This is a genomic window from Pseudomonas sp. NY15356, from assembly GCF_048068175.1.
Lineage (GTDB): Bacteria > Pseudomonadota > Gammaproteobacteria > Pseudomonadales > Pseudomonadaceae > Aquipseudomonas > Aquipseudomonas putida_K.
In genome coordinates, this window is the sequence record NZ_JBLUPW010000001.1 from 284,666 (window position 1) to 298,011 (window position 13,346).

Below are 13,346 nucleotides of genomic sequence, written 5' to 3' on the forward strand. Positions count from 1 at the left end.
AACAACTATTTATCGTACAAACCCTCTTGTTTTTCACGCAAACATAGGGTTTTTAAGCTCAAATTTGTAACATAAATGTCACAGGGCCATCATTGACTAAATGCACCTGCATATCGGCACCGAAACGGCCGCTGGCGACAGCGTCGTGCGCGGCGCGGGCTCGCTCGAGCAGGTAGTCGAACAATTCGGCGCCGAGGGCCGGCGGCGCCGCGGTGGAGAAGCTTGGGCGCATGCCGTTGCGAGTGTCGGCAGCCAAGGTGAACTGGGACACCAGCAGCAAGCCGCCGCCGATGTCCTTGAGCGACAGGTTCATCTTGCCCTGGGGGTCGCTGAACACACGGTAGTTGAGCAGCTTGTGCAAAAGCTTGTCGGCGTGCTCGCGGGTGTCCCCCGGCTCCACCGCCACCAGCACCAGCAGGCCTTGGTCGATAGCGCCGACGATTTCCCCCTCCACCTCTACCCGCGCGCCCCGCACGCGCTGCAGCAGGCCCTTCATGCTTCTTCCAGGGGCAGGTCGAGCAGGCGGCGGGCCATCTGGTCGGCGGCGCGCACCAGGGCATCGGTGATACCCGGCTCGGAGGCAGCATGGCCGGCGTCGCGGATCACCTTCAGCTCGCTGTTCGGCCAGGCCTGGTGCAGCGCCCAGGCGTTTTCCAGCGGGCAGATCACATCGTAGCGGCCGTGCACGATTACCGCGGGCAGATGGGCGATCTTCGGCAGGTCGCGGATCAGCTGGTCCGGCTCGAGGAAGGCATTGTTCATGAAGTAGTGGCATTCGATACGGGCGATCGACAGGGCGCGCTGCGGCTCGGAGAAGCGGTCGACCACCAGCGGGTTGGGACGCAGCGTCGCGGTGCGGCCCTCCCAGGTGGACCAGGCCTTGGCGGCGTGCATCTGGGCGATCTGGTCGTTGCCGGTCAGGCGCTTGTGGAAGGCCTTGACCAGGTCACCGCGCTCTTCCGGCGGAATCGGTGCGATGTAGTCCTGCCAGTAGTCTGGGAACAGACGGCTGGCCCCTTCCTGGTAGAACCATTGGATCTCCTGGGGGCGGCACAGGAAGATGCCACGCAGGATCAGGCCATGGACGCGTTCGGGGTGGGTCTGGGCATAGGCCAGGGCCAGAGTGGAACCCCAGGAGCCACCGAACAGCACCCATTTGTCGATCCCCAGGTGCTCGCGGATGCGCTCCAGGTCCTCGACCAGATGCCAGGTGGTGTTGTTCTCCAGGCTGGCATGGGGCGTGGAGCGCCCGCAACCGCGCTGGTCGAAGGTGATGATGCGGTACAGGTTGGGGTCGAAGTAGCAGCGGCTCTGGGCATCGCAGCCAGCGCCCGGGCCACCGTGGATGAACACCACCGGCAGACCTTCTGGCGATCCGCTTTCGTCTACATAGAGTACATGCGGTGCTTCCACGGCCAGATCGTGCCGGGCGTAGGGTTTGATCTGCGGGTACAGGGTCTGCATTGCGCACTCCGTGTGAGGATTTAATCTGCCGCCTGGCATCATAAACCTGAATTGCGCTTTGAGCATGTGTCGCGGTGAAACAGGTGGATGTCGATCGGGATACTGGGGCCGCTTTGCGGCCCTTTCGCGGCACAAGGCCGCTCCTACAAGAACCTCGCGCCCCCTGTAGGAACGGCCTTGTGCCGCGAAAGGGCTGCAAGGCAGCCCAAGTATCAACGCCCGTAGCGCGCCTTGCCCCAGGCCAAGACGGTTTCCAGCAACTGCTTCAACACCACCTGGGTCGGCTGGGCGAGGTCTTCGCGGTAGGCGAACGGCTCGACCTCTTCCATGTAGGTGCTCTGCGCCAGCTCCAGTTGCACAGCGTGAATATCGTTCGCCGGGTCGCCGTAATGACGGGTGATGTGCCCGCCCTTGAAGCGCCCATTGAGCACAGAGGTGTAGCCCTGGGCCTGGGCGCAGACACCCAACAGGCGCTCGGCCAGGACCGGGTCGCAGCTGGCGCCGTTGAAGGTGCCCAGGTTGAAGTCCGGCAGCTTGCCGTCGAACAGGTGCGGGATGACCGAGCGGATCGAGTGGGCATCCCACAACAGGGCATAGCCGTGAATCTCGCGCAGGCGCGCGAGTTCCTGTCGGATCGTATCGTGGTATGGCCGCCAGATCTGCTCCAGATAGCCCTTGCGCTCGTCCGCCGAGGGTTCCTGTCCCGCCTTGAACAACGGCTCGCCCTCGAACAGCGTCGCCGGGTACAGGCCCGTAGTGGCGCCGGCATACAACGGCTTGTCGTCATCCGGGCGGTTCAGGTCGATGACGAACCGCGAATACTCCGCGGCCACCACGCTGGCACCCAGGTCCCGGGCGAAATCGTACAGCCGTGGGATATGCCAGTCGGTGTCCGGCAGGCTGCGCGCCGGCTCGACCAAACCGTCACGCACGGTCTCGGTCAGGCCCAGGCCTGCATGAGGCATGCTGATCAGCAGCGGCAGCTGGCCCTGGTGAAAACTCAATACCTTGTCCATGTGCCCTCGCTCAGTTGGATATCTCATGGCCCAGGCGTACCACCCGCTTAGGCAGGTCGCCACCGAGCCAGTAGCTCAGATCCGCCGGGCGCTCGATTTGCCAGGCGACGAAGTCCGCCACCTTGCCCACCTCCAGCGAGCCGTGGCTTTCGCCCAGGCCCAACGCCGTGGCAGCGTGCTGGGTGACGCCGGCAAGCGCCTCCTCGGGGGTCATGCGGAACAGGGTACAGCCCATGTTCAGCATCAGGCGTAGCGACAACGCAGGCGAAGTGCCTGGGTTCAAGTCGCTGGCCAGGGCGATCTTCACGCCGTGGCGGCGCAGGGCCTCCATTGGCGGCAGCTGGGTTTCGCGCAGGAAGTAGAACGCCCCCGGCAGCAGCACGGCAACGGTGCCGGCCTCGGCCATGGCGATGGCGTCTTCCTCGGTCATGAACTCCAGGTGGTCGGCCGACAGTGCGTGGTAGCGCGCCGCCAGGCTCGAGCCGTGCAGCGATGACAGCTGCTCGGCGTGGAGCTTGACCGGCAGGCCCAGCTCACGCGCCTTGATGAACACCTTCTCGACCTGGGCTGGCGAGAATGCCAGGTGTTCGCAGAACGCATCCACCGCGTCCACCAGACCTTCCTCGGCCAGGGCGGGTAGCATCTGGTCGCAGATATGTGCGATGTAGTCGTCCGCCCGGCCGGCGTATTCCGGCGGCAAGGCATGGGCGGCAAGGCAGGTGCTACGCACGGTCAGCGGCAGCTCCTCGCCCAGGCGCCGGGCGACCCGCAGCATCTTGCGCTCGTTGGCCAGGTCCAGGCCGTAGCCGGACTTGATCTCCAGCGTGGTCATGCCATCGCGCATCAATGCCTGGACCCGCTGGCGTGCACTGGCGAACAGCTCGTCTTCGCTGGCCGCGCGGGTCGCCCGCACGGTGCTGGCGATACCGCCGCCCTGGGCGGCGATCTCGGCGTAGCTGACGCCCTGCAGGCGCTGCTCGAACTCGCCGCTGCGGTTACCACCGAACACCGCATGGGAGTGGCAATCGATCAGCCCCGGGGTGACCCAGGCGCCGCCCAGGTCCACCGTACGCTCGGCGTCGACCGCCGGCTGTTCGCCACGTGGGCCGATCCATTCGATCCGCCCCGCGTTGGTGACGATCGCTGCATCCTCGATGATCGAGTAGCGGCCTTGGGCCATGGTCGCCACGTGACAGTGCTGCCAGAGGGTTCTCATAAGCGGTCTCCGTTTCTAGCGGTGCAGTTCGGCCGGCTCCCGGACTGGCTGGCCCTGCCCTGCCCGCGGCTTGCACCACAACAGGTAGGAGGCCACCAGGAACACCACCCAGATGACGCCGACGATCAACGCAGCCTGGGTATCCGGGAAGTAACCAAGTACACCAAAGATGAACAACATGAAAGCGATGGCCATGGCCGGCCCGTAGGGCCAGAACGGCACGGGGAACTTCAGCTCGGCGACCTGCTCGGCGCTCAGGCGGCGACGCATGGCCACCTGGCTGACCAGGATCATCGTCCACACCCACACGGTAGCGAAGGTGGCGATCGAGGCGATCAGCAGGAACACGTTCTCCGGGATCAGGTAGTTCAGCAGCACGCCGACCAGCAGCGCAGCGCCCATCACCAGCACGGTCATCCATGGTACGCCGTGGCGGGACAGCTTGCCGAAGCTGCGCGGTGCATGGCCCTGCTGGGCCAGGCCATACATCATGCGGCCGGCGCCGAAGATGTCGCTGTTGATGGCCGAAACCGCGGCCGAGATCACCACCACGTTCAGCACGGCGGCGGCCGAACCGATGCCCAGGTTGCTGAAGATCTGCACGAACGGGCTGCCCTGGCTGCCGATCTGCGGCCATGGGTACAGGCACATCAGCACGAACAGGGTGAGCACGTAGAACAGCAGGATGCGCAGCGGCACGGCGTTGATCGCCTTGGGGATAACGCGTTGCGGGTCCTTGGCTTCACCGGCGGTGACACCGATGATCTCGATGCCACCGAAGGCGAACATCACCACGGCGAAGCAGGCGATCAGGCCGCCGATACCGTTGGGCATGAAGCCGCCATTGCTGACCAGGTTGCTCACACCGACGGTGGTTTCGGTGGTGGCGTGGCCCAGGCCGAAGATCATGATGCCGAAGCCGGCCAGGATCATGGCGACGATCGCCCCGACCTTGAGCAGCGACAGCCAGAACTCCATTTCGCCGAAGACCTTGACGTTGCACAGGTTCAGGCCGCCGATGATGAAGACGATGCCCAGCACCCAGATCCAGCGGGCCACCTCCGGGAACCAGAAGCCCATGTAGATCCCGAATGCGGTGACGTCGGCAATGGCGACGATGACCATCTCGAAAGCGTAGGTCCAGCCGAGGATGAAGCCCGCCATGGGGCCGAGGTAGGTACTGGCATAGTGACCGAAGGAGCCGGCCACCGGGTTGTGCACGGCCATCTCACCGAGGGCGCGCATGACCATGAACACCGCCGCGCCACCGATCAGGTAGGCCAGCAGGACGGCCGGGCCGGCCATCTGGATGGCTGAGGCGGAGCCGTAGAACAGCCCGGTGCCGATGGCGGAACCGAGGGCCATGAAACGAATGTGCCGGGCCGATAGCCCGCGCTTGAGACCTTGGGTTTGTTGCATGTCACGTCCTTCTTGAATTGTTCTTGTGGTGTTTATTTATAAGGGGGCTGCGGCGCCGCCAAGCGCGGGCACGGCGGCTCCCACGGGTTGGGTGGGGGCGCGGGCTTGCCGGCGATTGGCCGCAGGGCGGCCCCAAGGGCGTTACAGGCTTGGCAGGACGCCAGCCGGCAGCAGGCTGGTCAAGGTCCCTTTGGCCAGCAGCTCGGCGGCGATTTCGATGTCCGGCGCGAAGAAGCGGTCACGGTCGTAGTGCGGCACTTCGCGGCGCAATGCCTGGCGCGCCTGTTCCAGTTTGGCGGAGGTCTTCAGGCCCTTGCGCAGGTCCAGGCCCTGGCAGGCGCCCAGCCATTCGATGGCCAGCACACCACGGGTGTTCTCGGCCATTTCCCACAGGCGCTTGCCGGCGGCAGGGGCCATCGACACGTGGTCTTCCTGGTTGGCGGAGGTCGGCAGGCTGTCGACGCTGTGCGGATGCGACAGGGCCTTGTTCTCGCTGGCCAGGGCGGCAGCGGTGACCTGGGCGATCATGAAGCCGGAGTTCACCCCACCGTTCTCCACCAGGAACGGCGGCAGCTGGGACATGTGCTTGTCCATCATCAGCGAGATACGGCGCTCGCTCAGCGCCCCCATCTCGGCGATGGCCAGGGCGATGTTGTCGGCGGCCATGGCCACAGGCTCGGCGTGGAAGTTACCACCGGAGATCACGTCGCCTTCGGCCGCGAATACCAGCGGGTTGTCCGACACGGCGTTGGCTTCGATGCCCAGCACTTCGGCAGCCTGGCGGATCTGGGTCAGGCAGGCGCCCATGACTTGCGGCTGGCAACGCAGGGAGTACGGGTCCTGGACCTTGTCGCAGTTCTTGTGCGACAGCGAGACTTCGCTGGAGTCGCCCAGCAGGTCGCGGAAGCAGGCGGCGGTGTCGATCTGGCCACGTTGGCCACGCACTTCATGAATGCGCGCATCGAACGGCGAGCGCGAACCCAGCGCGGCTTCCACGCTCAGGCCGCCACAGGCGATGGCCGCGGCGTACAGGTCTTCGGCGGCGAACAGCCCGCGCAGGGCGTAGGCCGTGGATGCCTGGGTGCCGTTGAGCAGGGCCAGGCCCTCTTTCGCGGCCAGGGTCAGCGGCTCCAGGCCGGCGACGGCCAGGGCTTCGGTGGCCGGCAGCCACTGGCCCTTGTGGCGGGCCTTGCCTTCACCCAGCAGCACCAGCGACATGTGGGCCAGCGGTGCCAGGTCGCCCGAGGCGCCTACCGAGCCCTTGAGCGGGATGTGCGGGTAGACTTCGGCATTGACCAGGGCGATCAACGCGTCGATGACCTTGCGGCGGATGCCGGAGAAGCCACGGCTGAGGCTGTTGATCTTCAGCACCATGATCAGGCGCACCAGGGCGTCGTCCAGTGGTGCGCCGATACCGGCAGCGTGGGACAGCACCAGCGAGCGCTGCAGGTTTTCCAGGTCATGGCTGGCGATGCGGGTCGAGGCCAGCAGGCCGAAACCGGTGTTGATGCCGTAGGCGGTGCGGTCTTCGGCGATGATCTGCTCGACGCAGGCGACGCTGGCGTCGATCGCCGGGATTGCGCCGGCGTCCAGCTGCAGGCGTACAGGCGCTGCGTGGACAGCACGCAGTTGGGCCAGGGTCAGGGTGCCGGGCTTGAGAGTCAGGTCGGTCACTTCGCTACTCCAATTCGCATGGGGCCCGTAGGCCCCTTCTTGTTGTTCAGTATCAACGTTGTTCGGCGATAGCCAAAGGAACGTCGATCAGCCCGTGATCATCGGCAGGTCCAGGCCCTGCTCCTTGGCGCAGTCGATGGCGATCTGGTAGCCGGCATCGGCGTGGCGCATGACGCCGGTCCCTGGGTCGTTGGTCAGTACGCGAGCGATACGTGCCGCGGCTTCGTCGGTACCGTCGCAGACGATGACCATGCCCGAGTGCTGGGAGAAGCCCATGCCTACGCCACCACCGTGGTGCAGCGAAACCCAGGTGGCGCCGCCTGCGGTGTTGAGCAGGGCGTTGAGCAGCGGCCAGTCGGAGACAGCATCGGAGCCGTCACGCATGGCTTCGGTCTCGCGGTTCGGGCTGGACACAGAGCCGGAGTCCAGATGGTCGCGGCCGATGACGATCGGCGCGGACAGCTCGCCGCTACGGACCATTTCGTTGAACGCCAGGCCCAGCTTGGCGCGCAGGCCCAGGCCAACCCAGCAGATACGTGCCGGCAGGCCCTGGAAGCTGATGCGCTCGCGGGCCATGTCCAGCCAACGGTGCAGGTGGGCGTCGTCCGGGATCAGCTCCTTGACCTTGGCGTCGGTCTTGTAGATGTCCTCGGCATCGCCCGACAGCGCAGCCCAGCGGAACGGGCCGACACCGCGGCAGAACAGCGGGCGGATATAGGCCGGTACGAAGCCAGGGAAGTCGAAGGCATTGGCCACGCCCTCTTCCTTGGCCATCTGACGGATGTTGTTGCCGTAGTCGAAGGTCGGTACGCCCATTTTCTGAAAGTCGAGCATGGCCTGCACGTGCACGGCCATCGATTGCTTGGCAGCCTTGACCACGGCAGCGGCGTCGGTCTGGGCGCGGTCGCGGTACTCTTCCCAGGTCCAGCCGGCCGGCAGGTAGCCGTTGAGCGGGTCGTGGGCGCTGGTCTGGTCGGTGACCATGTCCGGGCGCACGCCACGCTTGACCAGCTCAGGCAGGATTTCGGCAGCGTTGCCGTGCAGGGCGATGGAGATGGCCTTGCCTTCGGCGGTGTACTTGGCGATGCGCGCCAGGGCGTCGTCCAGGTCCTTGGCCTGCTCGTCGACGTAGCGGGTCTGCAGGCGGAAATCGATGCGGCTCTGCTGGCATTCAATGTTCAGCGAGCAGGCACCGGCCAGGGTAGCGGCCAGTGGCTGGGCGCCGCCCATGCCCCCGAGGCCTGCGGTCAGGACCCACTTGCCGGTCAGGTTGCCGTTGTAGTGCTGGCGGCCGGCCTCGACGAAGGTTTCGTAGGTGCCCTGGACGATGCCCTGGCTGCCGATGTAGATCCAGCTGCCGGCGGTCATCTGGCCGTACATGGCCAGGCCTCTGGCGTCCAGTTCGTTGAAGTGCTCCCAGTTGGCCCAGTGCGGCACCAGGTTGGAGTTGGCGATCAGCACGCGCGGGGCGTTGGCGTGGGTCTTGAAGACACCGACCGGCTTGCCGGACTGCACCAGCAGGGTCTCGTCGTCCTCCAGGCGGGTCAGGGTCTCGACGATCTTGTCGTAGCACTCCCAGTTACGCGCGGCACGGCCGATACCGCCGTAGACCACCAGTTCCTTCGGGTTCTCGGCAACCTGTGGGTCGAGGTTGTTCATCAGCATGCGCAGCGGCGCTTCGGTCAGCCAGCTCTTGGCGGTCAGCTTGTTGCCACGCGGGGCGCGGATTTCTACGTCACGGTATTTGTTGTTGTCAGTCACGGGAGATGTCCTCTGCGGTCGGTGTCGACGGCGGTGTGTCGATGGCGATATACAAACACATCTTTACTTGTATGTACAAGCATGGACAACCATTTTTTTATACCGCTCCTCGGGAAGCCAGAAAGACAAAGGGGCCGCTGCGCGACCCGATCGCGGCACAAGGCCGCTCCTACAAGGATTTGCGATCAACTTGTAGGAGCGGCCTTGTGCTGCGATCGGGCTGCACAGCAGCCCCTTTTTCACGATGCCCGTTTAGCGCGGTATCAATTCGATCAGGCAGAACCGCCCTTGCACATCCAGCCCCAGCAGCTCTTCGTTGCCCTCCAGGCGCAGGCAGTCATACAAGCCCAGCCGCTGCACCCCATGCCCCGACACGCTCGCCTCGACATGCCCGCTGGCCGCGAACAACAGCACGGTCGAGGCCGAGCTGTACAACCGGTGCGTACCATCGAGCCACTGCAGCCGCGCCCGGTAGCGCTGCGGCGCGTAGATCAGGTTGAAGTCGCGGATCGGCCCGCCCAGCAGCTTGCAGCTGACCTGGCTTTCGCCCTTGAAGGCAAAGGCATCGAACGGCAGCAATGGCCGGCTGGCCTGGCCGTCGACCAGCAGGCGCATGCCGTCGCCCTGGAGCACGGTGATGATCCGCTGGTAGCCGGCAAAGGTGGAAAACCCGCCGGACTCCTCGATATCGGCGATCGACAGGCGCCAACCGAACCCCTCCAGGCCCTCGCCGGCGTCGCGGGTGATCTCTTCGGTGAAGCCTCCACCGTTCTTCCAGGGCATGCGCGGGTAGTCTTGGGCGCGCAACAGCTGCAATTGACTCATTTGCTGAATCGTCCTTCCAGGCGATGACGGGAACCAGGGTGGATCAGGCGTGCGGCGGTCACCGGCTGGCGGCCGGACCAGGTGCGCCGGCGGATCAGCAGGCACGGCTCGCCTCGCTCGATCTGCAGCAGGCGGCACTCCTCGGGCTCGGCCAGGATCGCCTCGACCACGTGCTCGCCCTCGGTCAATGGGGCGACCTGCGACAGATAGGCGTAGGGCGTCTGCCGGGTGAAATCCTGCTTGAGGTAGTCCGGGGCGATCTGTGCGTTGACGTAGCGGTCCTCGATCTGCACAGGCACGCCGTTTTCGTAGTGCACGATGAGCGAATGGAACACCCGCTGCCCTTCGCGCATGTCCAAGGCCAAGGCACGCTCGGAGCCGGCCGCTTCCTCGGCGAGACGGATCACCTGGCAGCTATGCTGGTGGCCACGGCCGGCGATCTCGTCGGCGATGTTGTTGACCTCGAACAGCGCCGAACGGGTCTTGGGTTCGGCCACGAAGGTGCCGACGCCCTGCATGCGCACCAGGAGCCCTTCGGCAGTGAGTTCGCGCAGCGCACGGTTGACGGTCATGCGGCTGAAGCCCAGCTGGCTGACCAGCTCGCTTTCCGAGGGGACCCGGTGGTGCGGCGGCCAGCTGCCGTTTTCGATCTGCTGGACGATCATCTGCTTGACCCGGGCATACAGCGGCGCCGGACCTTCGCCCATCTGGGCAACCAGCGCGGAGACGGGAGGTGTCGGCACGGCGTTGAATCCTTGTGCAATTGATTGAGCGGTAGCTTGCCGCAGTTTACCCGGCACGCAAACGCCTGTATATGTATATACAAGTTAAACAATAACAGGATTTTACCCAATGCCTGCCTTTTTCGCCGAACGCGCCCTGCTGCCCACCGGCTGGGCCAGCAATGTCCGCCTGGAAGTCGCCGAAGACGGTCGTCTGAGTCATGTCGAGGCCAATGCCTCGGCCGAGGGCGCCGAGCGCTTGGCCGGCCCGCTGCTGCCGGGCATGCCCAACCTGCATTCCCATGCCTTCCAGCGCGCCATGGCAGGCCTTGCGGAGGTGGCCGGCAACCCCAACGACAGCTTCTGGACCTGGCGCGACCTGATGTACCGCCTGGTTGGCCGGATCACGCCACAGCAACTGCAGATCATCGCCCGCCAGCTGTACATCGAAATGCTCAAGGCCGGCTATACCTCGGTGGCCGAGTTCCACTACGTGCACCACGACCACAATGGTCACGCCTATGCCGACGCCGCCGAGCTGTCGCTGCGCATCAGTGCCGCCGCCGCGGATACCGGCATCGGCCTGACCCTGCTGCCGGTGCTCTACAGCCATGCAGGCTTCGGCGGCCAGGCGCCGAGCGAAGGCCAGCGCCGTTTCATCAACTCCAGCGAACAGTACCTGCGCCTGCAACAACAGCTCGCCCCGCACCTGGCGGCGCAACCTGCCCAGCGCCTGGGCCTGTGCTTCCACTCCCTGCGCGCGGTCACCCCTGGGCAGATCGCCGAGGTGCTGGCTGCCAGCGACCCGCATTGCCCGGTGCACATTCATATCGCCGAGCAGCAGAAGGAAGTCGACGACTGCCTGGCCTGGAGCGGCCTGCGCCCCCTGCAATGGCTCTATGAAAACGTCGAGGTGGACGCGCGCTGGTGCCTGGTCCATGCGACCCACGCCGAGCCCGATGAGGTCAGCGCCATGGCCCGCAGCCGCGCCGTGGCCGGCCTGTGCCTGACCACCGAGGCCAACCTGGGCGACGGTATCTTCCCGGCCGTGGACTTCATGGCCCAGGGCGGTCGCATGGGCATCGGCTCGGACAGCCACGTATCGCTGAGCGTGGTGGAAGAGCTGCGCTGGCTGGAATATGGCCAACGCCTGCGCGACCAGCGACGCAACCGGCTGTATCGCGGCGACCAGCCGATGGTTGGCCGGACCTTGTACGACGCAGCCTTGGTCGGCGGCACCCAAGCGATGGGACAACCCATCGGCGAGCTGGCCGTAGGCAAGCGTGCCGACTGGCTGGTGCTCGATGGACGGGACCCTTACCTGGCGACCGCGAACGGGGATGCCATTCTCAACCGCTGGCTGTTCGCCGGCGGCGATCGCCAGGTGCGCGACGTGATGGTCAACGGGCAATGGGTGGTGCGCCAGGGGCGGCACGAACAGGAAGAGGCGAGTGCGCAGGCGTTCGTCGAGGTACTGCGCCAGCTGCTCGACTGACGACGGCAAGGGCTTCGCCCTTGATCGCGGGGCAAGCCCGCTCCCACAGTGATCACCGTCACCCTTGTGGGAGCGGGCTTGTCCCGCGATTGCGGTCTACCAGCAGAACTCAGTGCGAAGCGACGATCTGCTTGTCCGACGCACGCCAGATCAGCCGGGTGGTGTCATACCCCTGCTGGCGGGCCTTGGCCAGCAGGCTCTCGCGCTCCACCGCCGGCAGGCTCTGGGTCCGCGACAGGATCCACAGGTACTTGCGGTCCGGGCTGCCGACGATCGCCGTGCGGTAGCGCTCGTCCACGTACAGCACCCAGTACTCACCCTTGGCCACACCCGGCACCAGGTGTGTGAACCAGTTGTTGAACTCCACCCACAGCCGGTCGTTGTGCCCCTGCTCCTGTGGCCAGGCCGAACCCTCGGCGCGCAACCACTCGCCGTCGAACATGCGGCAGCGGTTCAGCACACCCATCGAGCCATCGGGCTTGAGGTTGTAGTGGGCCTCGGACTGGGCGCAATCGCGCTGGAAGGGCATCGGCAACCGCGCCAGCTCGAACCATTTGCCCTCATAGCGCTTCAGGTCGAGACCGCCTGCGGTCTTCGGCGCCAGCGGGTCGCTCGGGGACGTGGCGCAACCGCCCAGCAGCAACGCTGCACAAACCGCCAGCAGCAGGTGGATACGCTTCATTTGAGACCCTGCCCGGAATACATCAAGACCTTGTCGGCAGCGTACTGAACGCTGATGAAGCTCTTCTCGTCGCCCCACGTGCAGCTGCTCATGCCCAGCGCCCCCGAACATTCTGCCGGGGTGCCGAGCAGTTGCTCGACCTCGGCCTTGCTCATGCCGGCCTTGAGCTTGGAATAGTTTTCCTGGTTGATCTTGCTGCAGGCAGTCAGGACGACGCACAAGGACAACAGGGCGAGGGAACGCAACGACATGAAGGGACACTCCTGGAGATGAAGGCACAGGCATGGTGGCCTGCAGACAGCTTAGAAGGCAAAAAGCCGCCTCGGTTCCCTACTCCCCTGGGTTTGTGCCTACACCGTTGGTCGGCTGGCGTGAACCTTGCGAACCTGTTCACACCGCCAAAACGATTGCGGGGCAAACCCGCCCCCACGCATCACGCATGAGAGCGGCTTTGCCCCGCAAAGGCCTGCCGGCTTAGAAACGCGAGCCTGGCTCGAGCAGGAAGTCCATTTCTTCATCGGTGCTCGGCCGGCCCAGCACCAGGTTGCGGTGCGGGAAGCGGCCGAAGCGGGCGATCACCCGTTGGTGCTGCTCGGCGTAATCGAGGAACCCTTCGAACAGGCGGCGGTTGGCCTCGGGCTGTTCCTCCAGCAGGGCCTGGTAGCGCTCCACGCACAGGTTCTGCCAGTCGAGCACTTCGGCGTGCTCCAGCACCAGCAGCACGAACACCCGCTGGATCGGCAACAGCTGGTAGTCCCAGCCCTTCTGCAAACCTTGCATGGCCACCACCTGGGCACGCCGGTCGCCCTCGAAGGCGCGCGGCGTGTCCCGGTAGATCATGCGCGGCAGCTGATCGAGCAGCAGGAGCAGGCCAAGCCAACCCTGGGGGCTCTGCTGCCATTCGTCCAGGCCGCCGGCCAGGGCATGCTCGACCAGCTCGCCAAAGTACTCGCGGGCTTCATCGTCATGGTGCTTGCCGAACCACAGCGTGCTCTTCTCGTCAGCCACGGCCTGGGGGCTGGTGCCCCAACCGAACCACCATTCCAGTAAAGGCTGCCAAGGTGCGAGCATG

At 65.4% G+C, this 13,346-nt stretch carries 13 protein-coding genes; 1 reads left to right on the top strand and 12 read right to left on the bottom strand.

The window, feature by feature from the left end; translation table 11 throughout:
- Window positions 1-58: 58 nt before the first annotated feature.
- The 9 genes from dtd to hutC form a co-directional block, all read right to left on the bottom strand.
- Window positions 59-496, bottom strand: a complete 438-nt coding sequence (dtd, locus tag ACNFCI_RS01295; RefSeq protein ID WP_324816475.1) for a D-aminoacyl-tRNA deacylase — start codon at window positions 494-496, stop codon at window positions 59-61.
- Window positions 493-1,464, bottom strand: coding sequence for a prolyl aminopeptidase (pip, locus tag ACNFCI_RS01300; RefSeq protein ID WP_084853967.1), 972 nt, complete (start codon window positions 1,462-1,464; stop codon window positions 493-495). Before pip ends, dtd begins: the two co-directional genes overlap by 4 nt.
- Before the next feature lie 212 nt (window positions 1,465-1,676).
- On the bottom strand, window positions 1,677-2,480 hold the full coding sequence (hutG, locus tag ACNFCI_RS01305) for an N-formylglutamate deformylase (RefSeq protein WP_324816478.1): 804 nt from the start codon (window positions 2,478-2,480) through the stop codon (window positions 1,677-1,679).
- 10 nt (window positions 2,481-2,490) lie between these two features.
- Complete coding sequence (hutI, locus tag ACNFCI_RS01310; RefSeq protein WP_368828852.1) at window positions 2,491-3,696, bottom strand: imidazolonepropionase; 1,206 nt, start codon at window positions 3,694-3,696, stop codon at window positions 2,491-2,493.
- A 15-nt stretch (window positions 3,697-3,711) separates the two neighbouring features.
- On the bottom strand, window positions 3,712-5,115 hold the full coding sequence (locus ACNFCI_RS01315) for an amino acid permease (protein ID WP_084853962.1): 1,404 nt from the start codon (window positions 5,113-5,115) through the stop codon (window positions 3,712-3,714).
- Window positions 5,116-5,256: 141 nt separating this feature from the next.
- Window positions 5,257-6,789, bottom strand: a complete 1,533-nt coding sequence (gene hutH, locus ACNFCI_RS01320; RefSeq protein ID WP_368828851.1) for a histidine ammonia-lyase — start codon at window positions 6,787-6,789, stop codon at window positions 5,257-5,259.
- Window positions 6,790-6,876: 87 nt separating this feature from the next.
- Window positions 6,877-8,550, bottom strand: a complete 1,674-nt coding sequence (gene hutU, locus ACNFCI_RS01325; RefSeq protein WP_084853959.1) for a urocanate hydratase — start codon at window positions 8,548-8,550, stop codon at window positions 6,877-6,879.
- 252 nt (window positions 8,551-8,802) lie between these two features.
- Window positions 8,803-9,375 (bottom strand): HutD family protein, encoded by a 573-nt coding sequence (locus ACNFCI_RS01330; RefSeq protein WP_084853957.1) that lies wholly within the window; start codon window positions 9,373-9,375, stop codon window positions 8,803-8,805.
- Window positions 9,372-10,082, bottom strand: a complete 711-nt coding sequence (gene hutC / locus ACNFCI_RS01335; protein WP_368828864.1) for a histidine utilization repressor — start codon at window positions 10,080-10,082, stop codon at window positions 9,372-9,374. The genes ACNFCI_RS01330 and hutC overlap by 4 nt, the downstream gene beginning before the upstream one ends.
- 145 nt (window positions 10,083-10,227) lie before the next feature.
- Here hutC and ACNFCI_RS01340 point away from each other — a divergent pair, with 145 nt between their 5' ends.
- Window positions 10,228-11,592 carry a formimidoylglutamate deiminase gene (locus tag ACNFCI_RS01340; RefSeq protein WP_368828850.1) on the top strand — a complete coding sequence of 455 codons (1,365 nt, stop codon included), beginning with the start codon at window positions 10,228-10,230 and terminating at the stop codon, window positions 11,590-11,592.
- 109 nt (window positions 11,593-11,701) lie between these two features.
- Here the strand turns inward: ACNFCI_RS01340 and ACNFCI_RS01345 are convergent, their stop codons facing one another.
- The 3 genes from ACNFCI_RS01345 to ACNFCI_RS01355 form a co-directional block, all read right to left on the bottom strand.
- Window positions 11,702-12,274 (bottom strand): lipocalin family protein, encoded by a 573-nt coding sequence (locus ACNFCI_RS01345; protein WP_084853952.1) that lies wholly within the window; start codon window positions 12,272-12,274, stop codon window positions 11,702-11,704.
- Entirely contained in the window at window positions 12,271-12,525 is a 255-nt protein-coding gene (gene bamE, locus ACNFCI_RS01350) for an outer membrane protein assembly factor BamE domain-containing protein (RefSeq protein WP_084853950.1), read from the bottom strand. The genes ACNFCI_RS01345 and bamE overlap by 4 nt, the downstream gene beginning before the upstream one ends.
- 223 nt (window positions 12,526-12,748) lie before the next feature.
- A complete protein-coding gene (locus ACNFCI_RS01355; RefSeq protein WP_368828849.1) occupies window positions 12,749-13,345 on the bottom strand; it encodes a DUF924 family protein in 597 nt (198 codons plus the stop codon).
- Between the last annotated feature and the right edge of the window lies 1 nt (window position 13,346).